Annotated in this window: 25 protein-coding genes; 23 read left to right on the forward strand and 2 right to left on the reverse strand. The window is 34.2% G+C overall.

What is annotated here, in order from left to right; all coding sequences use genetic code 11:
* The first annotated feature begins 1,178 nt into the window (after nt 1–1,178).
* The 17 genes from J1899_RS22280 to J1899_RS22360 all read left to right on the forward strand — a co-directional run bounded on the left by J1899_RS22280 (nt 1,179) and on the right by J1899_RS22360 (nt 15,143).
* Nucleotides 1,179–2,060: an ArdC family protein gene (locus J1899_RS22280; RefSeq protein ID WP_214479030.1), complete on the forward strand. Its 882-nt coding sequence runs from the start codon at nt 1,179–1,181 to the stop codon at nt 2,058–2,060.
* 48 nt (nt 2,061–2,108) lie between these two features.
* Nucleotides 2,109–2,402 (forward strand): hypothetical protein, encoded by a 294-nt coding sequence (locus J1899_RS22285; protein WP_214479031.1) that lies wholly within the window; start codon nt 2,109–2,111, stop codon nt 2,400–2,402.
* A gap of 59 nt (nt 2,403–2,461) precedes the next feature.
* Nucleotides 2,462–2,650 carry a hypothetical protein gene (locus J1899_RS22290; RefSeq protein WP_214479032.1) on the forward strand — a complete coding sequence of 63 codons (189 nt, stop codon included), beginning with the start codon at nt 2,462–2,464 and terminating at the stop codon, nt 2,648–2,650.
* Nucleotides 2,651–2,818: 168 nt separating this feature from the next.
* A complete protein-coding gene (locus J1899_RS22295; protein WP_214479033.1) occupies nt 2,819–3,469 on the forward strand; it encodes a hypothetical protein in 651 nt (216 codons plus the stop codon).
* Nucleotides 3,470–3,646: 177 nt separating this feature from the next.
* A complete protein-coding gene (locus J1899_RS22300; RefSeq protein ID WP_214479034.1) occupies nt 3,647–3,805 on the forward strand; it encodes a hypothetical protein in 159 nt (52 codons plus the stop codon).
* A 449-nt stretch (nt 3,806–4,254) separates the two neighbouring features.
* A complete protein-coding gene (locus J1899_RS22305) occupies nt 4,255–4,632 on the forward strand; it encodes a hypothetical protein (protein WP_214479035.1) in 378 nt (125 codons plus the stop codon).
* A 402-nt stretch (nt 4,633–5,034) separates the two neighbouring features.
* On the forward strand, nt 5,035–5,310 hold the full coding sequence (locus tag J1899_RS22310; RefSeq protein ID WP_214479036.1) for a hypothetical protein: 276 nt from the start codon (nt 5,035–5,037) through the stop codon (nt 5,308–5,310).
* Nucleotides 5,311–6,311: 1,001 nt separating this feature from the next.
* Nucleotides 6,312–6,758, forward strand: coding sequence for a JAB domain-containing protein (locus J1899_RS22315; protein WP_214479037.1), 447 nt, complete (start codon nt 6,312–6,314; stop codon nt 6,756–6,758).
* A gap of 117 nt (nt 6,759–6,875) precedes the next feature.
* Nucleotides 6,876–7,436, forward strand: a complete 561-nt coding sequence (locus tag J1899_RS22320) for a hypothetical protein (RefSeq protein WP_214479038.1) — start codon at nt 6,876–6,878, stop codon at nt 7,434–7,436.
* Between the two features lie 323 nt (nt 7,437–7,759).
* On the forward strand, nt 7,760–8,560 hold the full coding sequence (locus J1899_RS22325; RefSeq protein ID WP_214479039.1) for a hypothetical protein: 801 nt from the start codon (nt 7,760–7,762) through the stop codon (nt 8,558–8,560).
* Between the two features lie 457 nt (nt 8,561–9,017).
* Nucleotides 9,018–10,586 carry a primase C-terminal domain-containing protein gene (locus tag J1899_RS22330; protein ID WP_214479040.1) on the forward strand — a complete coding sequence of 523 codons (1,569 nt, stop codon included), beginning with the start codon at nt 9,018–9,020 and terminating at the stop codon, nt 10,584–10,586.
* 168 nt (nt 10,587–10,754) lie between these two features.
* Nucleotides 10,755–11,372, forward strand: a complete 618-nt coding sequence (locus tag J1899_RS22335; RefSeq protein ID WP_214479041.1) for a hypothetical protein — start codon at nt 10,755–10,757, stop codon at nt 11,370–11,372.
* A gap of 165 nt (nt 11,373–11,537) precedes the next feature.
* The gene (locus J1899_RS22340) at nt 11,538–11,993 is read left to right on the forward strand and encodes a hypothetical protein (protein WP_151576044.1); all 456 of its coding nucleotides are present in this window, start codon (nt 11,538–11,540) and stop codon (nt 11,991–11,993) included.
* A gap of 127 nt (nt 11,994–12,120) precedes the next feature.
* A complete protein-coding gene (locus tag J1899_RS22345) occupies nt 12,121–12,486 on the forward strand; it encodes a Cas9 inhibitor AcrIIA9 family protein (RefSeq protein WP_214479042.1) in 366 nt (121 codons plus the stop codon).
* Nucleotides 12,486–14,018, forward strand: coding sequence for a PcfJ domain-containing protein (locus tag J1899_RS22350; protein ID WP_214479043.1), 1,533 nt, complete (start codon nt 12,486–12,488; stop codon nt 14,016–14,018). The genes J1899_RS22345 and J1899_RS22350 overlap by 1 nt, the downstream gene beginning before the upstream one ends.
* The gene (locus J1899_RS22355; RefSeq protein ID WP_214479044.1) at nt 14,018–14,947 is read left to right on the forward strand and encodes a DUF3102 domain-containing protein; all 930 of its coding nucleotides are present in this window, start codon (nt 14,018–14,020) and stop codon (nt 14,945–14,947) included. Before J1899_RS22350 ends, J1899_RS22355 begins: the two co-directional genes overlap by 1 nt.
* Before the next feature lie 43 nt (nt 14,948–14,990).
* Entirely contained in the window at nt 14,991–15,143 is a 153-nt protein-coding gene (locus tag J1899_RS22360) for a hypothetical protein (protein ID WP_214479045.1), read from the forward strand.
* Nucleotides 15,144–15,292: 149 nt separating this feature from the next.
* Here the strand turns inward: J1899_RS22360 and J1899_RS22365 are convergent, their stop codons facing one another.
* Nucleotides 15,293–15,994: a hypothetical protein gene (locus J1899_RS22365; protein WP_214479046.1), complete on the reverse strand. Its 702-nt coding sequence runs from the start codon at nt 15,992–15,994 to the stop codon at nt 15,293–15,295.
* 114 nt (nt 15,995–16,108) lie between these two features.
* Here J1899_RS22365 and J1899_RS22370 point away from each other — a divergent pair, with 114 nt between their 5' ends.
* Complete coding sequence (locus tag J1899_RS22370; protein ID WP_214479047.1) at nt 16,109–16,288, forward strand: hypothetical protein; 180 nt, start codon at nt 16,109–16,111, stop codon at nt 16,286–16,288.
* 58 nt (nt 16,289–16,346) lie between these two features.
* Here the strand turns inward: J1899_RS22370 and J1899_RS22375 are convergent, their stop codons facing one another.
* Complete coding sequence (locus J1899_RS22375; RefSeq protein ID WP_214478995.1) at nt 16,347–16,901, reverse strand: DUF3967 domain-containing protein; 555 nt, start codon at nt 16,899–16,901, stop codon at nt 16,347–16,349.
* Nucleotides 16,902–17,068: 167 nt separating this feature from the next.
* Here J1899_RS22375 and J1899_RS22380 point away from each other — a divergent pair, with 167 nt between their 5' ends.
* The 5 genes from J1899_RS22380 to J1899_RS22400 all read left to right on the forward strand — a co-directional run bounded on the left by J1899_RS22380 (nt 17,069) and on the right by J1899_RS22400 (nt 20,144).
* Nucleotides 17,069–17,452: a single-stranded DNA-binding protein gene (locus tag J1899_RS22380; protein ID WP_281420772.1), complete on the forward strand. Its 384-nt coding sequence runs from the start codon at nt 17,069–17,071 to the stop codon at nt 17,450–17,452.
* 21 nt (nt 17,453–17,473) lie between these two features.
* Complete coding sequence (locus tag J1899_RS22385; RefSeq protein WP_214478997.1) at nt 17,474–17,767, forward strand: hypothetical protein; 294 nt, start codon at nt 17,474–17,476, stop codon at nt 17,765–17,767.
* Nucleotides 17,768–17,842: 75 nt separating this feature from the next.
* Nucleotides 17,843–18,127 carry a helix-turn-helix domain-containing protein gene (locus J1899_RS22390; protein WP_151576035.1) on the forward strand — a complete coding sequence of 95 codons (285 nt, stop codon included), beginning with the start codon at nt 17,843–17,845 and terminating at the stop codon, nt 18,125–18,127.
* A gap of 144 nt (nt 18,128–18,271) precedes the next feature.
* Nucleotides 18,272–19,567, forward strand: coding sequence for a ParM/StbA family protein (locus tag J1899_RS22395; protein ID WP_214478998.1), 1,296 nt, complete (start codon nt 18,272–18,274; stop codon nt 19,565–19,567).
* Nucleotides 19,568–19,610: 43 nt separating this feature from the next.
* Nucleotides 19,611–20,144 (forward strand): hypothetical protein, encoded by a 534-nt coding sequence (locus tag J1899_RS22400; protein WP_214478999.1) that lies wholly within the window; start codon nt 19,611–19,613, stop codon nt 20,142–20,144.
* Nucleotides 20,145–20,205: the final 61 nt, after the last annotated feature.

The following is a 20,205-nucleotide window of genomic DNA, read 5'->3' on the forward strand; positions in this document are numbered from 1 at the left end:
TTAGTATGATTATAACCCATATATACCATACAATTCCTTTTAAAAATTTCATTAATACCTTTCCTATTTTCGGAAATAAAGCTGGAAACATTAATGATATAAGTAATACTGCAAAATTGATTTCTGCCATTGCGTCATTCAATGTAAATCGCTCCTTTTGTTTAATATTTTTTTGATCTGATCGTAGATTAGACAGTTTTCTTTTTTTTGTACCGTTTTCCTGAAACATTATAGCTTCGGAATTTTTACGTTCGAAGACCAATGAAAGAAAACTTGTTCTAACATAATTAATCTTTTTGTTGCACTCTGTTTGTCTTAAAAAAAGTCCTCATATAAATAAGGGGAAAAAGTCAAAGTTTACTCCCTAATTCCATGTTTTTTTTTAAAATTAATGAAAAAAAGTTTCGTCCTGGCTTATTAAGATGATAGATAAATTCTTTAGACATATTCAGTTACCATGGTTTTATATTGTTTTAATAAGAATTTCTCTTCTCCTTTTGTAAAAAAATGGATCTTCTACCCAATAAAGTGTTTTGTAGGATGAAATTTTTTGAATTTGTCCTGAGAGTGGTCCTATTTAGATGCAATTAAAAGGTCAAGATCAAGTAAAAGAAGGATTTAAGAGCACTTTGGGTGGCAGCACGACAGCTGAAACGAAAAGGAAGATCGCCTTTTCGACCAGCTGTAACGTGTCGCTTCAGCACTAAATGCCCCGATAACCACCATCTGTACGCCTATCGGCTACACCTGGTAGGTTCCTGATTCATTTACCTCCGGCCGTACTGAACGAGCCGAAAGGCGAATAAGACCTTTAAATACCAAAATGATAGCAGCCATCCGGCTGCTTTTTTATTTTTAAAGAACAAAGTCAAAACCCGTCTCCTTTTCCCCCTTTTGCCTTGCGCAGCGTATCAGTACGGGGCCGACATCGGTTTTGAGCTGGGCGAGCCTCGGCTTCGCTTCTCTTCCCAGCTCCCTCCCGTGACGGCCAGCCAACCTGTAAAGGGGCATCAAAATTTTTTCTTCCCATTTTATAAAGAGCAAGGAAGAAAAATTTTTGAGTGCTGTTCCCTTTACAGGCTGTCTATCCTACTGATTCGTGCTCCATGTCAAAAGGGGAAAAATTCACCCTTTCGGGCATGCCACGCTACGCATGGCAAAAGGAAGGAGACAAAAACATGAAAACAACAACAACAAATTCAAAAGAAAAAAGTGCAAAAAAAGAAAAACTAAACGTTTATGAAATTGTGACTCAGAACATAATCGAAAAATTAGAAAATGGTGTTATTCCTTGGAGAAAACCTTGGACAAATGCTAATGCTGTGAATTGGGTAACTCAGAAACCATATAGAGGAATTAACGTCATGCTATTAGAGCCTGGGGAGTATGCCACATTTAAACAAATAAAAGATGCTGGCGGTAAGGTTAAAAAGGGTGCGAAATCACAAATTATTGTTTTTTGGAACTGGATGGATAAAAAAGATCCAGACACAGGCGAAATTGAAAAAATTCCTTTTTTGAGATATTACCGAGTCTTTGAAATTAATACACAAGTTGATGGGTTGAATAGTAAGCGTGAATCGATTGAATACGATCACGATCCAATTCAAAAGGCTGAAGAGATTAAAAAAGGATATATTAATTCTCCAGATATAACATATATGCCGGGCAGAGCAGTTTACTACCCGACATTAGACAAAATCAATTGTCCGCCTATAAAAGATTTTAAAGTAGCTGAGGAACATTATTCTGTTCTCTTTCATGAGATGATCCACAGTACCGGACACCAAACAAGGTTAAAACGTAAAGGGATTACAACTGCAGGTGTTGCCTTTGGTGATGAAGTGTACAGCAAAGAGGAGCTAGTAGCAGAGCTGGGAGCATCGATGCTGTGCGGTGTTGCTGGGATTGATAATCATACAATTGAAAATTCAGCATCTTACATACAATCATGGCTACGCCAATTAAAAGATGATAGTCGAATGATTGTACAAGCTGCAGCACAGGCGCAAAAAGCAGCCGACTACATATTAGGAACCAAATTCAACGCAGAAGGCTAACGCCTTCTGCTTTATATAAGAAAATATGAAACGAAGAGGAGTATTCAAATGGAATATAAATATATAGGCGTATGTGTAATAGGTGGGTTAATAGATACTGTATTCGAAGAAGTAGACTTTAATAAAGCCAAAGATAGACTGTTAGAAGTATATAAAAATTCAGGATTTGATCCTCACTGTGATCATGCACGTATTTTCTTGAATGGCGAGGAAGTCTATTCATATGAAGAAATGGCAACATGCGGAAATTGCGGAGAAGATTATCCTGAATCGGATATTAATATGATTGATTATGAAATTGATTTGTGTGGAGTGTGTGAAAAAGAATATAAAAATAAGTAGCTCATTTAACATATTCATGGAGGAGGGAAACCTTCTCCTTATGAGGAGGAAATCAAAGCATGTGGGATAAATTAAAAGTTTTAGCCGACTTTCTTCAAACTGATGAAGCAGAATTGAAAATGTGGAATGATGATTCTATCACCTTTTATAATAATGATCGATTTGAATATATTTTGAAACGTAGAAAATCAAATACTTACATGGAGTTTTTAGGAAAACACAAAGGATTCTTTATCTACAAAAATTAACCTACAACCAAAGTGCCGATCCTTCCTTAATCGTCAGGATCGGTTTCTTTCAAGAAACCCTAAAATCTGTAGATTTCATACAAATTAAAGTAATATATAATACAAATATTATGATATTTACAATATAATAGAGTGGTAACACCATCATAAATTAAAGGAGGATTCGTTTTGGAGCAAAGCGCAGCAGCAGTAAGGTCAAAAATGATTGTAAGTCCCCAAGTATCTAGAGAATCCAGATTAAATCAGTTGAAGTTTGATCTTAGTTTAAAGTTTGGAATTGATTTTAATAATACAGAAAAACACCAGTATCTACTTGCACGTAATAACCAGGAGAAAAAACATGAGATCGTAAGAATAGACAGAGGTTCACTTGATTACAAGGAGCCATTTGTAACTATTAATGGTCAAACTAAATCTCTAATGGATGTAGCTTTTTCAGGTGATTATTCTTTTGTTAAACCAGCAAAAGAAATTGAAACGGCAAGAGAGGCAATTAGTAAAGAATTATCAAAAGGAAATGAAAAAGTATATGTGGCAGCAATGGATCAGGAAAAAGTTAAGAATGTTGCTGTTTTTGAAAGAGAACCTGAAACTAAGAATGTGCTAATAACTGAAATTAATGGAAAGAAGCCATTTGACCCAGCAGTGAGGGATCAATACAATTTTGTAGAAAATGCAGTGAAAAACTTTCATAAATGTGTATTCTTCACCAAAGATGAGTATGAACGTTCAAGGGTAGTAGGTGAAGAGATAAGTATATCTAAAGAGAGACCAAGTCTAACAAAAGAAAAGTCACCTGAGAGAGCTTTAGACAGATAGATTAAATTGCTGTAACCGTTGGTATGTATGTATCAACGGTATTTTTGATTAAAGACTAAACACTAGATTAATTTGTTGAAATTTCCAGTTTTTATTGCTATAATTATAATATAATTATACTATATTTATTCACAAACGTTTGTGAATTTGTCCGTTTATCCTAAGGAGTTGGGAAAGTTGTCGGAAGAAAAGCGTAATGACTTAATTGCATTCTGTGTGAAAGCTACAGCCACTTTACACGAAATAGAAGAAACGCACATTGATAGGGCTGACTTTACTGCTATGGATGATGAAAATTTATTGCAAGAAGCGAATTGGTTAGAGACAGTAACATAGATAACTAATATCGATTAAAAAGATGGTTATATAGTTATGTCTATTAAATAGATATAACATAGAAATAGTCTTCTGGAGACCACTAGAAGTAGTCTCCAGTCAAAAATTATTTTTTGTTCAATCTTCTTAAAAAAGCAAACAACAGTTTAAAGGTTTTAAATGGAATATTAATAAAGATTATTAACGGAATACATATAAAATTGACTTCTATACCCTTGAAAAGTTCATAAATGAATTCTACAAAACGAATGAAGATTATTAGTATTTCACCTGTAGTAAACATGCAGTACCTCCTTTTTAGTTGATACTTGCAATATCTAGTCTAAGGTGAAATTTATGTTGACCAACTTGTTTGTTCTGTTTTGGTGGCCAAAGAAGTTCTTATCGAAAACATAAGCGTTTCGCTGCTTAAACTATGTTCTTTGAAAAATTAGAATGGAGGTAGAAACGTGTTATTAAAACTTGATAGGACAGAATTAGATCTTGATGATCTAATCGATCCTGAAGATAGACTGGTTCAAAAGTTAATTCAGTACATTGAATTAAAAAAGAACGATAGCAGCATGAGTGATATTGAGGTTGGCGGTGCGTGTAAGGCATGCGGTTCCTATATTAACCAAGATCCAACTTCATTTTTTTCAACTATACATAATTGTGAAATTTGGCATTTTAGCATTTTATCAGATGCAGAGCTTGAAGACGAAGAAGACTATATTGATAAAGACTGGAAAAGAATTATGGGTGATGATTCAGATTGGACACAGGAAGAAATTCGTATCTATCGCTGCTGTGATTGTAAGAAGTGGTACATAGATAACGATTGTTAGAGTTTTGGATATGCTTAATGATTGAGATAGCAACAGAAGTTAAATGAACTTATAAAAAAGTGTTATATTTTTATAGACAAAATAGAACGTATGTTTGGTATAATGGAGATATATGACAAAAGTTAGAAGTTAAGACCTGGCTTTTCAGCCTCTTTTATTTAGTGGTCCGTGTTGAGAAACCTCACAGTCTAAACGGGATAAATGATGTATGCTGGCTGATATCAAAACATAGTAAAGTTAAAAACAATGAAAATAGGTCTATAGGTACAGTAAATGCCGAAGTTTGTCGGAAAATGTCGGGCGATTTATGGTGAAATGTTCACATTTCTGTGGTTTTTTGCGGTATTTTATCAGTATAATTTACCTATAAGCTTTTTTCTGTCGAAAGGAGTGTAAACCATAATGCAAAAAGGGCTATTAGACAAGTTCCTTTCACGTTTATCTGAGTGTCATTCAGTAGAAAGTTATATATCAGTTTTAAGCTGGGGGATCAGTGAATATAAAGCACAATCTGAATACCCTTCTTCTGAAATAGCTATTAGCAATCCGGTAGCTCTAATGACAATAGAAGTCTACCTCAAATGTCCGGAAGCTGTTGAAAATTATGCTTACCAGGAAGAAAGCGTTTCGATTATATATAATCGATTAAATAATGAAAAGCAATTACAAGTGATATGAGCTTTTTATGGCGGCAGCACGACAGCTGAAACGAAAAGAAAGATCGCCTTTTCGACCAGCTGTAACGTGTCGCTTCAGCACTAAATGCCTGGATAACCACAATCTGTACGCCTAACGGCTACATCTTGTAGGTTCCTCTGTCATTTGCCTCCGGCCGTACTGAACGAGCCGAAAGTCAAATACAGAAAACAAAATCAACACCAAGAGCAGAAGAGAACAAAAGGAAGACAGCCATCCGGCTGTTTTTTTATTTAAAGAACAAGATCAAAGCATAAACCTAATATTCGCTATGTCGCTCCTGGACGTCGCTAAATGAAGTGTATAAGCACGCTGTACGCTTGTGAATCTGTCCAATTAGGAATGTTAATTAGTCAGCCATTCCTAATTAAGCTATTTTAATAGCCGGCAGCTGGACGCTGCCGATGACAGTTGCTGAACGTAAACAAGATAATGAAAACCTTGGACTCTGTCCAAACCTGGTCAAGGGACCAGTCCCTTAACAATCTTCTGCAATGGCCCGTCATTGGGACGGGAAACGAACGGAAGGTTCGTTTGATCAAGACGGTATTTGAACAGGTGCTCTTTTCAAGGCATAAATTCCTTTCACTTCGTTTCAGTCAGACATTTATACTTGAAAAGTCAGTTTATGCGCACTACGTTGTAGTGCTATTTTGACTACTGTTTTTGACGTTTGGCTGTAATTTTAAAGAGTCTATGGTTATGAGTGGTTCGGAAGCTAGAGAGTCAACAGGATCATGTTCATTCAGCTGTTTAATCAGCAAGCCAAATGTATGTAAAAGTATATATGGTTATGTGTGGTTGCGAACCTTTCAGAACTTCCGAAAGGTTGATATATAGGCATTTTATGAAGAAAAATTAATAGAAAACCTTTGACTTTTATATATAATTATATTATAATTATAAATGTAAGGGAGGTGAGGGAGAGAAGTTTTTAAATCGGAGCAAACAACAAATCATTAAGAAAAAAGGGAGAGAATAGTTTGGAAACTGTTATCGAAATCGTTAGGATCAAACAAGTAACAAAAAAAAGAAGTGCAAAGCACCTATTAAATCGGATTTCAGCACCATTTATTGCGGCTGAGATACTACAAAAGGAAATTGGGGATGAAGATAGAGAAGTGTTCATGGTTCTTTGCTTAAACACCAAGCATGAAGTAACAGCAATCTATAGATGTCATGTTGGTTCTATCAATGCTACTATCGTACATCCAAGAGAAGTGTTCAAGGCGGCATTGCTAAATAATTCAACATCAATCGTGGTCGGACATAACCATCCGAGTTCGGATGTTACTCCTTCCAGGGAGGACATTACAATGACACAAAGGCTTGTTGAAGCAGGTAAGATCCTTGGTGTTACGGTGTTGGATTCGCTAGTGGTAGGAAGCACTTCAAACTTTACTTCTTTAAAAGAAAAAGGATATTTATAAAATATCCGCCTATCCCCTTTCACAAGGGGATAGGTGAAAATATAAAAAACGATCCGATAACAATAACGATAACGATAACAAAACAGTGAAACTTTTAATAGGATTGGAGAATAGCACATGATTACATGTCCATATTGCGCTACTTCATTGAGGATAATGGATGCCGGACCATTTAAAGATCATGCAGAATGTACTTTTTGCCAAGTGTTGTTGGGTCCAGAATCAGAGCACGGTATGTACGCTCAAAACGGGGCGAGAATGCCACACATAAAGCAAAAGCCTATGATTACGATTGCAGATGCTGAGAAGCCTTTGTATGAGCTGAAAAAGCTGCATACGATTGATCTAATTCTTTGTTTAAAAGAAGCACGTTTGAAACGAGCAGATTTATATAATCTTGTTAGAACATTTAATGTTGCTGTTGATGGGTTAAAGTCGGATAGTAGCAAGGATTCTGAAGTTCAGCAATATTCCCAAGTAGCTGACGAACAGGGAAAAGAATATGAGTATTGGACAAGAAAATGCTGGTGCATCGAGAATTTGTTAATAGAGCGTTTGGGATATTTCCCCCAAAAGATTAATGATTTATTGTATTCAAAGTTTATTACCAACAAAGAGCGATCAATAAATAAAGCAATGAAGATATCTCGATCTAGAAATGAAAAGAATGTAAAGTGATATTCAGCAATGATATAGACCTGAAAAAACTCTTGGCCATATTAGTGGAATAAGAATACAGACCGCATAAGATTGAATTTAAGAGGATCTATTTAGCAATTAAGCCATTTGTGGCTTTTTTGCTCATCTTTAAGAAAGCATTATCTTTAATGACTATGAAAAGATCTTTATTCTACTTTGTATTTATGTTATAGTATAAATAACTTTTTTCTTAAAATTTGTTGTTGGGAAACCTTAGAATATCCACTAAGGTTTCTTTTATTGTTGAATTTATGTATATTTTTATATTATAATTATAAATAAAAACTGAAAGTAGGATTTTAATGAGTATTGTTATACCGGCTTATTTGCTCAAAAAACAATTAAAGCAAATTAATGATTGTATACCGGTATCGAGAAGATCCCGTTTAATAAGTGATTTTATCTTATCACATAAACTTGAATTTCCCGATAGTCCAGATGAATTAAAAAAACTGAGTGAATGGGAACCTGACGGGGAAACCGTGATTGTGCCTATGTTTTTTTCTGATGCAGCTGCAACTATTATTGATAGCTATGTCAAAAAGTTAAAATCATTGTTAGATCAGCAGAATATTCCAGCTTATATTGGTAGAGCCACTGTGATAAGGTTTATCCTGGATGCCTACGCAGAGTATTTAAAAGATAATCCAATAAAAAGTAGTGAGAAACAATTTTTTGTTGTACATGTATCAAGTGATGTTAAAGATAAGCTGGATCATTATATTGATAAAATGGAAAGATCATCAACCATTGATGGCTATATTAGTGAAGAATACAAAGGACCTGGACCAGGTGTTACAGCGAAGCACATTAAAGCAAGGATTGCTGGAGAGAAAGTACAGTTACCATTATATTTAGACGTAGAGACAATTGATAGGGCTACCGATATAGCTAATCAATTTGTTGGCCAACATGTGACAAAAACACATATTATCCGGCATGCGATCAACGAGCTGCTAAATGTATTGGAAAAAGAAAATCCAAGAAAAAAAGTGCTGCAGAACAAGCTGCAATCGAATTTAGACGAATTAATGAAGCATGCGGAATTTGACGAGATACAAGAAATGCTAGAACTTTATAAGACAAAAAAAGACGAGACCTAAATTTAGGTCTCGTTTTTTAAAAATTTTCCACTTTATAACGATAAGATATGATATGATATTTAAAAGATTGTTGAAAATTGTTGCCGATTATTGTAGTATAGTATACAAATAGAATGATATTTACTAGATACACATAATTTTACTAGAGAAATAGAAAAAATTAGTAATAGAGACTATTGAAAAATTAAATAGCAAAGAAAAAAGCCTGATGTTGGAGCATCAGACTTTTGAGTAGCGAATGACACCCACTAAGAGCATTCGCATTTCTTTAAATTGTTAATTGTATTTTAACATGGTTTTTTTGGCTTGTAAAGAATAAAAGTCATCTAGTTTAAGTTAAACTAGTTTAGATTTATTCATACAGATAACTGTGTTTTATACATGTGTTTTATACATATTTATAGGGTGTCATTTTGTTACGTGTCTTTGCCATGACATTTAACAAGGTGACACTTTTTTGTGTTACCGGAAAGGACTTTCCATGGCACAGGTTACTGAATTTTCTGTATCTGACGTGATACAGTTTATGACTCAGAATGACTTAGAGTTATATAAGCGCAGTGGATCCGCAGCATCCCTAGTTCAGCGTGTTGAATATAAGAACGTTAGGACTAATCTTAAATATAAAAAAGGCGTTGTGTTTGTGTCGCCTACTAAAGAAGATCTTCAGGAAGGTATAGGATACATTATTACGTCCTATGAAACACTGAATCAACAATATAATGATCTATCGCATTGGACTCCTAATACGTTCCGATATGGCACTTATTATAATTTTAAGAAAAGAATTATTAAGGGCCATACAAAAGATAACTTAAAGCAAATAAATGTAATTGGTTTTGACATTGATACTAAAAAAGTGGATCCTTATGAGATCTTTTTAACCTGTGATGAAGTTGGACTTCCAAGACCTAATATTGTTTTGGAAACTCCGAAGGGATACCAGGGCTTCTTTGTTCTGGAAACACCATTCTTTATTCATGCAAAAGAAGATTACAAGGCATTACGGGTTGCAGAGCGTGTATCAGAAAATATGCTTAATGGATTAAAAAAGTCGCTTCCTATTGACTTAAACTGCAATCCATTTGGCTTCTTTCGCATGCCAGCCGATTCAAATATTATATTTTTTGATGATCAGCCGGTTAATACAAATCAATTAATCTCCTGGTCTATTTCCCATGAGAAAGAAGAACGCAAGAATAAGTTTCATGTTATTTATGGGGGAGCTGCCAATGCTGAAGCATTGGATTATACGTCTTCAGACTGGTATAAGGCTCTAATTAACGCTGTTGAGATCGGAAGTGGCCATTTAGGTGCTGGTAGAAATAACGCCCTTTATACCCTAGCCCTGGCTAATTACGCAAGTGAGAAACCCTTTGAAGAAGCGTATGACGAATTAGATCAATTTAATTCAAATTTAAAGAAACCACTATCTAAGAGAGAATTTGAAAAGACAATTAAATCTGCTTATTCAGGGAGAAGAGCTGGTCCAAAACGAACTTATGTTGATGGGCTTCTTCAGTTATGGACTGATGGATCTGCAACATTTTCTGGCCGTAATGGGTGGTATAAGTTTAAAAAGAATCGTGAGGATCGGGTAAGATCCCATTACGATGAAAGAGAAAGTGATTTAGTGGAGTATTTAAAGGCCCATATCAGTGCTACAAACCCATACTTTGAAGGTTCCTTAAAAACCCTTGCTGAAGAAGTTGGAATGGCTCTATCAACTCTTAAAGAGGTTTTAAACCGTTCAAAATTAATAGTAAAAAAGGTTATTGGCCGTGGAAGAAATGCAGTTACTAAATATACAACAAAAAGCATCTTATTCAAGCATTTATTAGTTTTAAAGCAAGCACGAAGAGACCTTGTGCAGCTGTCAGCTTTCACTTCACCAGGACATAAAGACAAGCTGAAGGATAAAACAGCCTTAATCAATCTTGATAGAGAAATAGAAGCCATAGAAGCTTTTGAAGACGGGGATATTATACCAGGTAATTCACCACCGACTATCAAATATATCAGTTGATTTTAATGAGCCAGTCTGCCATTACATATCAGTACTACCCTTTCTTTTCTGTTTAGGCTATCTGTCTTGCATTGGTACGTTGTCTTTTGTTTTTAGTTCTTTATTGGTTATGAAACATATTTACTTATTATTACGTAAGATAGGTAGATTTAGAGGAGGGGGACGACTATGGATTTAAAGGAGATTCTACATATAGCTGAGCATGTTTTACCTTTCATCATACCGTTTATTTCTGTATATTGTGCTTTCTTTATCACTAAAAAGCATAATGAGAGGCAGAATTTAAAAAATGAAAAGACTCAAAGAATCAAATTATTAACTTTATTAAGAAAAGAAGCTGAAATGTTTAAAGATTATCGTTATCAGAAGAACACTCATAGATCGAAAGAATTTGTTACGATCAAGCTAATCCTTACAAGTCCAGCTTTTAATGTTTCAGATCATGGTAAAATTATTGAATTAGCTTTGGAAATGGAAAGGATCAATCAAAATATTGATATTTCTATAAATGCGATGAGTGGTGTTATTTCTACTTCAATAGGAGGATATTTGAGTAAGCTATCTTCAGGGAGTCCAGTTTTAGGTTTGATGAATTCAGGAATTATGAAATTTTTTACTGGTAAAAGACATGTTGATCGTTACACTGAAGCAATGAATAAACTAGTTGAACAAAACATTAAAGACTCTACAAAAGATTCTCTTCCAGTGATTGATGAGATAATTAGGGAAGTTGATCGATTGCTCTTAATAGAGGATACACCAAAAAAATTTAAAAATAGGGCTTAATGAAGTAGCTGCAGCTTTATTTTGTAAGTCATCAGGATCCCTTTCTATTGAGAGGGCTTTTTGAATTTTATTTGATAAAAAGATGAATAGTAATTGCATTTTATATATAATTATATTATAATTGTATATAGATAAGGGAGCAGTAATCAAATAGGGGGTTAGATCATGGTGTTTTGTCCGCATTGTCAATCAAAACTAAATAAAATGAATAGTCAGCTATATTGTTCATTTTGCGAGATTAAAGTTGATGTTGAAATTCAAACTATGCAGAAACTTAAAGGTGCTGTAGATCGTGTGGATGCTCAAAAATCGACCATGTTTCTTAAGCTCTATCATACATATGATTTACTTTTGTTATTAAAGTTTTGCCGGCAAGAAAGAAGAGAAGCTTATGACCTAATGCAGATTATTAAGAAGGGAAAAGAAGCTTTGGGTCCTGCTTTTCAGGAGGGAATTAGGGACTCATATATGTTTTATGAATATTGGACTAAAAAAGTTCGAATCATTGAAAGTTTAGTTAAAGAAAGACTTGGTACGATACCGAAAGCAGTAACAAATCATCTGTTAGAAATGTTTTTTGCTTCATTCCGGGAAGCAGATTCTACCTTAAAGTATGCGTAAGTTGTATAGCCAATGTTCAGGCTGTGGTGCTGATTTTATTGTAGGTGCTGGCCAGCAATCTCTGTATTGCTCAGAAAGTTGTCAAAAAGGTCACACGTTATTTCAACAAAATGAAGGAGGTTATCCAATGAAAGACAAAGCGATTGAAAAAATTAAGGCTGAAATGGATAAGGAAAAAGGCGGTTATTTTCAACATGTAGGTAAATTTTTGTTGGATTGTATAGAAACTAATCCGGCAGCATCTGAAAAAATAATGGTTGAAGGAAAAACAATCAGTAAAAGTATTGCTGCTATGAAAAAAGAAGCTAAGAAGGTTGCAGTAAACGGCTGTGGGATTTTGACGGACGAGGAAGGGTTTAAAATTGTTTTAAAATATTTCGGGATAAAAGACCAGTTGAAGGAAAAAAACAGCACAGATAAGGTTGCTGCAGTTGTAAATCAAGTCAATAAAACCAGGGTTAAATTTGATGTGAGATTGGAGGATCTATTGTAATGAAAGGATCAACACAAGAAGCGAGAGAGTTTTTACAACACTTTCCGGAAGGTTACAGTGATGAAATTCATGATTATATTAATAATACAGTACTTTTAGAGAGTCGATACATTTTTATATATAGGAAAGGTAAACAACAATTTGGCTATTGTACCCACTGTCATAAAGATTTTAGAACAGAAGGTTTGAAACATAAAGGTTTTACCGTATGTCCTAAATGTCAATCCAATTGCCGTATTCAAGCAAGTGGTTTAGGCCGTAAATTTATGTTTGATGATGGATATGCAGTGTTTTATGAAAAATCAGAAGTAGATCCTACAGCTATTATAGCAAGAGGAATTTACATTTATCGGAATTATAAAGATGATTACAGGAAGGTTGAAACTAACATCAAATTGTATGGATTATATTTGTTTAAACCAGGCAAAAGTCAGTTCTATGCTAACTATGGTTGGAATGATTCATTTACAGAGAGAAAGTCCGTATTTTCCTTAAAAGAGAGTTTTCCTGGAACATCTAAATTTTGTCCGAGAAATTTTATTGAAAATGCAGTCAATAATACCTTGTTTCAATATTCAACATGGGAAGATTTTGCTTTTCGACAATGTGACATGACTGAATTTTTCAGTTTGTTTTCAAATTATCCATGTATCGAATATCTTTCAAAAATGGGATTGAAAAGTATGGTAGAAGCTAAATTGTTTGGTAGAAAAACGAATAATGCAATTAATTGGCGTGGGAAAACAATAGATAAAGTTTTAAAACTAGAAAAGAATGATATTAAAACGATCAGACCTCACTTTGCTGAGTTAAGTACAAGCGCATTAAGATTGTATCAACTTGGAAAAAAAGATGGTTCCAAGTTATCCATAGATGAAGCATTATCTATTGGTAAAGAACTAGACACTGTTAATGACCTGAATCCAATTTTAAAGTTAAGACCTACAAACATAAAAAAAGTAATTAAATATTTGAGAAAACAGTTAGATAAAGATAAAAAGAAGCATTATTATCGAATGTCCCATGTTTTGTCTGATTGGAAAGATTATATAAACGATTGTAAGAAGCTGTTACTAGATCTTGATAATGAAATGGTTATATTTCCTTCAAACTTATATACAGCTCACCAAAACACTAATAAGCAAATTAAATATGAGGCCAATGATTTACTAGATCGACATATTAAAAACAGGATGAATAAGCTAAAAGTCTATGAATATAGCGACTCACAATTTGTTATTCGGCCAGCTGCAAGTACAAGGGAACTGATAAATGAAGGAGCTGCACTTAATCATTGTGTTGGTGGATATGCAGAAGATTATGCATATGCAAAAACGACTATTTTACTCATTCGTGAAAAAACGAACCAGGAAGCTCCTTTTTATACTGTAGAAGTAAAGAAAGGCAAGATCAAACAAGTTAGAGGGAAAGGTCAAAGGCTGCCGACAAAAGAGGTTCAACAGTTTATAGATAGATTTGAGAATAGTGTTTTGAATAGGAAGAAATCTACAAGTGGAAGGAAAACTGGATAATGAATGATTTAGCAAAGAGAACAGCAGATGTCATAGCGACAGAAATAAATAGTATTAAAGACACTACAAAGAAAATCGTATTGAGTAACAGCATTGAGATTGGCCGTAGATTAGTAGAAGCAAAAGAAATGGTCGATCATGGCCAATGGTCCCAATGGTTAGATGAAAATGTGGACTACTCACAAAGCTCTGCTAATAATCTTATGAAATTGTATAGGGAATATGGTGCTGGACAATTGTCCGGTCCAAATTCCCAAACGATTGAGAATTTGACATACTCAAAAGCAGTACTGCTGCTAGGAGTACCGAGTGAAGAACGGGAAGAGTTTCTCCAAAAGAATAACGTTGAAGAGCTTTCGGCTAGACAGTTAAAGAAGCTTATTAGCGAGAAAAAAGAATTAGAAGAGAAACTGTTAGAACTAGAAACAAATTTAGGAACTGAGCAAAGCCGAGCAAAAGACCTTGAAGGTCAATTAGGTGATCAAATATCTGTAAATGACAAAACAATGATTCAGATTGAAACCTTAAAAAAAGACTTAGATAAGGCGAATAACACAGAGGATCAGATTGAACTTAACAGACTTGTTGGAGAACTAAAGGAAAAGGATGAAGAATTATTAAAAAAACAAGAGAAAATGAGTGAACTGGAAGGTCAGCTCAAAAAGAAACCTATTGACGTTCCTGCAGTGATTGAGAAGATTCCAGAAGAGGTTCAGATTGAATTGGATCAACTAAGAGAAAAGGTTAAAAAAAGTGATCAAGCTGCCTCAACTCAGGAGTTTATTGAGTTTAATGTAGCCTTCAATACTTTAGTTAAACATTTTGAAACCATATTACAAAGCTTAGAAAAGCTATCAGGTTCCGAAGAATCAATGAAATATAAAAATGCTGTAAGTGCTCTAATAAAAAGAATGGAAGCAGAATTATAACTTATTATTTACTGTATACTATATAAACTAGGAGGAATGAACAATGAAAAAGGATAGTGGATACAGGTATCCGGTGCAAGAAGAAAAAATAATTATTCCCGATACAAAAAAGGAGTACTTGATTCTCCCTGAGGACCTTAAAGATGAAGAAGAAAAAGAGAAAAAAAAAAGTAATTCAATTCTTAGGAGCATGTAAGCTAGACAGTTAAAGAAAGTCTTCAGTGTCAGGATAAAGAGCTCTTAACGCCATTTAGCAATATAAGAGCCCTTTTAATAAATCGATGTAACACTATTCTATCACAACTGAATCAGCAGCATCGATTAAGGGTTCTGCTGATTCAATGCTTAATCATATTTTTTACCCAGTCGAGTTATATGTTCAACCGTTTTAATATGTTTGGTTCTTTTACTATCTTTATAAACTGAGAATACAAATCTATTATTATAGTAACCATTTTTAGGACTATAATAGGTTTTAAATGTGTAATAGACAACAGAGCCGCTAGTATCGCTTGCTGACACTATTGCTGAAGCCATTACTGAAATGATTTTTGCTGTTAAAACCACACCCATAAGAGCACCGGTTCCAGTTGGTAATAATAAAATTATCCCTGTAACTACTAAAACAGAACCAACTGCAACATTAAAACTATTTTTAAATGTTTTTACAAGTCTCCAATTATAGTCAGTTGACATTGTACTAAATTCTATGTCAGTTACTTGTTCGCCTTCACTTATTTCTTCTGCTGAACCTTTTAATTGGGCTAGGAATTCATCACTTGCTACTTCGTTATTAAAACGAAGCTCGTCCTTTGCTCGATCATAAGATACAGTTTCTAAACCATTAGTCTCACTTTCTACATAAGCTGTTTGAACATTCCCGTTGGTTTCTAAAGTTATTGTATAAGTTTCCCCTTCATGTTCAAAAGTATGAGAATCTTTAATTCCGTTAGATGCTGGTGGTCCAGAAAGTGCTGCCAATGACTGTAGTGGAGTGGCGAAAAACAAAATTAAAACACTGAAAACTAGTAAAAATCTTTTTTTCATGTCAATATCCCCTTTCTCTTTTATAAGGGTAATGTTACCATATTTTACAAAGAAAAGGTTTACAAAATGGAAAAATATATAAAAAATTTACAAAAACAGGAGGTTGTGACTAGGATGAAAACATTTTTAGTTATATTAGTAGGGTTGATTGGAATAATAGCTGGAGCAATCTTGTTATCTATTGGTGATGAAAATACAACTTTTCAAACTAGATTCATTTTAAAGTTAGTTGGCCTTCTACTTTTTATTGGAGCAGTGTTTTTTGTTCAGAGATACTGGAGCTCTTTAAAATAAGAGATCAATTAGAAAAGAAATCACCCCAGTCTATATTAGGCTGGGGGTGATTTCGGATCTATTCATTGGAGAAAAATGAGAATAGCCCTTTGCGCTTCTTATCCTTCTTTTGTTCGAGCAGCAGCGTATTTGACTTCTGAACTTCCCTAATAGACTCCAGTAACATATCATCTCTTTTATTTAACCGTTCGTCTATGTATTTTTGCTGCTGCTTAAGTGTCTGTAAAAGCTCGTTATTAAAGGCTTTTAACTGTTCTTGTCCTTCTTTTAAAGAATTGATCTCTTTAATTAAAGTGTCAATTTGAGAGCTGTCATAACGGTTTACAGGAACGCTGTTCTCGCCGTTCTCCTGTGCGGACGGTTCATCTTTATACTTTGATGCTACAATAATTGAAGCGTTCTGTAAGGATAAGTTTTGCACTTGAACCAGGTTGCGAAGTGATTTCAGAACTACTACATCCCTATCAGAAAACATACGTCTTTGTTTAACCGTTCTTGCAAAGTAATATCCTTGTTCTTCTAGAGCAATCGACCATTTGCGTAATGTACTGTCGGCTATGTCTAGAAGCAAGATAATTTCCTTTGGTGCATAGAGTTTATCCGTTCCTTCCATGTGCGTTCCTCCGTTCTTCTTTTAATGAAATTCTACATGGAAAACTAGAATATGAATAGGGGAACGTATGTGCATAAAAACCTTCTATAAATATTGTTATTACTAGAATATATTTCTTGATAGTAAATAGTCTAAATGTTATAATTATATTATAATTATATAAGGAAGTGGTAAATCTGATAAATAAGTCGATTTTTAATGGGAGATTGGTTAAAGATCCAGTATTTAAAAAGTTACCTGAGGATAATGCAGTAGTTAGTTTTTCTGTTGCTGTTAAAAGGAGTTATAAAAACAATAACCAAGAATACGATGCTGATTTTATACCTTGTATTGCTTGGGGAAATAAGGCGAAGTTATATGCTGATAGATTAAAAAAAGGCATGCTGGTTGGTATTTCTGGCTCACTTAGATCGAGAACTTACGAGGACGGAGAAACCGGAAAGAAGCATGGTGTTTTAGAAGTGCTGGTAGAAGAACTAGACTTTCTTGAGCCTAAGAGCCAGCAAAAGAATGATGTAGACTTTAAACTTAGTGAAGATCCGTTATCGTGATCTCTAAAGGTGGGGGGATCGATGTTTAAGAAACTAGGCAAACTGATTTTATTCTTGTATGTATTATCATTAACCCCAATTCCACTCCTGGGTTTCGGAGCTGCTCTTTTTTGGTATAAAGATGGATATTATATAGAGGATATAAAAAGTACAGTCTCTTCTATTTGGTTTGAAATGATTGAAAACTATGAACTTCAATATTTGAATGAATTAATAGGATATTTTGTAGGTTTCACAGTTTTCGCAATAATCTTATTAACATTCCTTGTAATTTGGTTTAAACTGAAAAATAGAAGAGTTTTAAAAGCTAGATAATAGCTTTTAATTTTTTACCTATTTTATATCGTATGATATCATCATTATAATAAAAGAACTTGGAAGGTGGATTTAATGAAAGATCTGTCAGTACCATTGCAATCAATTATTGATACTTTAACTCCAACTAGCTGGGAATTGTTAGAGCTTATAAATACTAGTCCTGAATTGAATTTTTATGAGATTAGAAAAGAGACAAATCTAAGCCAAGAAAAATGTTACAAGGAATTAAGTCGATTAGAAGGTGGAGTCCTTATTACTAGTAATCGAAAATTCTCTGATAAAAGAATAATTGGCTATAAAATAACTAAGTTTGGATTAGTCGCTTTAGAACAATATAAACCACAAAGTCTAGTTTAGTTTAAACTAGTGTAACTTAAACTAGTTTAAACTAGATAATGAATGTAACTGATTAACCAGTAGTTTAAACTAATTTCAATGAATCTAAACTAACTTAAATTAACTTAAACTAGTTTAAACTAGTTTATAAATGGAGGAATTATTGTGGTAGAAGATTTATATAAAAAGGATGTTTTATTAACAGGGATCGATCCAGGTAACATTACGACTAAAGTTTCTTATTTGGATGAGTCAGGTAAAACCGAGAATTTTACAATTCCTACAGTGATTGCACCAGCGCCAGCTCATGCAGTTGCATATAACCAACAAGTTGATAAGAATGATAAAACGAACATCGAAGATTTTATACATATACGTGTTGATTCAGCTGCTATGGATAAGGATGAAAACAATAGATCCTGGTATGTAGGTGAAAATGCAAAAAAGTCACCTGATAAAGTGCAGCCTTCTATTTCGCAAAATGGTGATGCTGAAGATAAATTTTCGGATAGTAATAGAAAGGTTTTTGTATTACCAGTTTTAGCAGGTATTGCGGTCTCTGCATTAAAGGTATCTAAGAGAAAAGTTATTGCTCCTTTATCTACAGGAATCCCGTCAAAAGGGTATCTTAAGCATGAACAAACCTTAAAACAAAGATTTGTTGGTGAACATACGATCACATTTATTGATGGCCCGTATGCTGGCGAAACGGTACTGATCATAATTAAAGATGAAGAAGCTCAAATTCACGCTGAAAGTGTTACTACAGCGATTGCATTAATGTATGATATTGAAAATGGAGAACTGGTTGAAACGGAATTGAAAAATAAGCTAGATGGAACTACTTATGTTATTTCCGATCTAGGTGCTGGTACAAGTGACTATGCTGTTTTTAACGAGACTGGATTAGATAAAGTAATGACTAGACGTTTTGCTGAAGATAATCAAGGTGAAATGAGCAGAATTGGTACAAATTCTTATATTGACCGTATTATTGAAGCAGTATATAACGATCCGGCGTTTGAACAGCAGCGAAGTGTTATTGAGAAAACAAAAGATGATTCAAGAAAGCCGGCTGAGCTAACTTCTAGAGAAATTTTTATGAAAAAGTTAATCAAACCTGTTATTGAAGAATCAATAAGAAAAGGAACAGCTCCGAAATTCACATACAGCTGGGCTAGAACTAAAAATGTTGATATAACACAACATGTTCTAAAAGAAATGAAAAACTACGCTGAGCTGCAATCCTCTAACATTGAGTTAGCCTGGACAATGGCAAATACAGATCATGTTGTAGCAGTAGGTGGCGGTGTGTTGTTTGGCCATTACGGCGGTCTTAATGGTTTAGAGGAAAAAGAAGTAATTATTCCAGACTTGTTAGAATCACAGTATTTTACTAGTAAAGCATATTTAATTGTGAGCTATTTAATGAGATTACAAGTTGAGCAGCTTCAGAGCTAAATGAAAAGGGGCGTTGCCCCTTTTTGAGAAAGGATGGAGATTAATGGATCCTAAAGGCTACGAGGCTGGGAAGTCAACTTCTTTTACGCCTGCTCGAAATGCAAATTGGATAGATGAATTTAACGAAATGCTTATTTCTGAAGATATCAGCCGAAATAAATTAACGGAAAGACTCATCCAAGAAGCTTTAAAGGCCAGAAAAGAAGGTGGCTTTGCTAAGGTGAACCAACCTCAAACACGTCAAGCTGCCTTTGGTGGTGACTCAATCACACTTAAGTGTGATGGTTTTTCTGAAGAAGAAATTCGTTTGATTACTTCTCCTGATTTTAGTTACGTTATTAAAAACTTTCTGCATCGGTTGCTTGAATCACATGAACAGATAGGCAGTGAAGTAATAGCTAGAACTAGAACTAATGTTGAAAAGCCTGTTGTAATTGAAACTGATCCTCCAATGGCTGCTGAATCAGTTGATAAATCAACTGAAAAAACTCAACCGATTTCAGAAGATAATCAAGTCAGACGTAAAGCATCTGCTGTAGATGCCTTGAAGTTTGTTAAAAGCATAAAGATGGAATGATATAAGGCTAATGTTGCTATTAAGCAGCATTGGCCTTTTTTATTTAAATGAACTTAGACTA

It is taken from the genome of Cytobacillus gottheilii (assembly GCF_018582665.1).
Taxonomy (GTDB): domain Bacteria; phylum Bacillota; class Bacilli; order Bacillales; family Cytobacillaceae; genus Cytobacillus; species Cytobacillus gottheilii.

Coding starts and splice junctions, on each gene's coding strand:
- J1899_RS22280 (WP_214479030.1), top strand. CDS start 1,179: ATGAAAACAACAACAACAAATTCAAAAGAAAAAAGTGCAAAAAAAGAA.
- J1899_RS22285 (WP_214479031.1), top strand. CDS start 2,109: ATGGAATATAAATATATAGGCGTATGTGTAATAGGTGGGTTAATAGAT.
- J1899_RS22290 (WP_214479032.1), top strand. CDS start 2,462: ATGTGGGATAAATTAAAAGTTTTAGCCGACTTTCTTCAAACTGATGAA.
- J1899_RS22310 (WP_214479036.1), top strand. CDS start 5,035: ATGCAAAAAGGGCTATTAGACAAGTTCCTTTCACGTTTATCTGAGTGT.
- J1899_RS22320 (WP_214479038.1), top strand. CDS start 6,876: ATGATTACATGTCCATATTGCGCTACTTCATTGAGGATAATGGATGCC.
- J1899_RS22325 (WP_214479039.1), top strand. CDS start 7,760: ATGAGTATTGTTATACCGGCTTATTTGCTCAAAAAACAATTAAAGCAA.
- J1899_RS22335 (WP_214479041.1), top strand. CDS start 10,755: ATGGATTTAAAGGAGATTCTACATATAGCTGAGCATGTTTTACCTTTC.
- J1899_RS22340 (WP_151576044.1), top strand. CDS start 11,538: ATGGTGTTTTGTCCGCATTGTCAATCAAAACTAAATAAAATGAATAGT.
- J1899_RS22345 (WP_214479042.1), top strand. CDS start 12,121: ATGAAAGACAAAGCGATTGAAAAAATTAAGGCTGAAATGGATAAGGAA.
- J1899_RS22350 (WP_214479043.1), top strand. CDS start 12,486: ATGAAAGGATCAACACAAGAAGCGAGAGAGTTTTTACAACACTTTCCG.
- J1899_RS22355 (WP_214479044.1), top strand. CDS start 14,018: ATGAATGATTTAGCAAAGAGAACAGCAGATGTCATAGCGACAGAAATA.
- J1899_RS22360 (WP_214479045.1), top strand. CDS start 14,991: ATGAAAAAGGATAGTGGATACAGGTATCCGGTGCAAGAAGAAAAAATA.
- J1899_RS22365 (WP_214479046.1), bottom strand. CDS start 15,994: ATGAAAAAAAGATTTTTACTAGTTTTCAGTGTTTTAATTTTGTTTTTC.
- J1899_RS22370 (WP_214479047.1), top strand. CDS start 16,109: ATGAAAACATTTTTAGTTATATTAGTAGGGTTGATTGGAATAATAGCT.
- J1899_RS22375 (WP_214478995.1), bottom strand. CDS start 16,901: ATGGAAGGAACGGATAAACTCTATGCACCAAAGGAAATTATCTTGCTT.
- J1899_RS22385 (WP_214478997.1), top strand. CDS start 17,474: ATGTTTAAGAAACTAGGCAAACTGATTTTATTCTTGTATGTATTATCA.
- J1899_RS22390 (WP_151576035.1), top strand. CDS start 17,843: ATGAAAGATCTGTCAGTACCATTGCAATCAATTATTGATACTTTAACT.
- J1899_RS22400 (WP_214478999.1), top strand. CDS start 19,611: ATGGATCCTAAAGGCTACGAGGCTGGGAAGTCAACTTCTTTTACGCCT.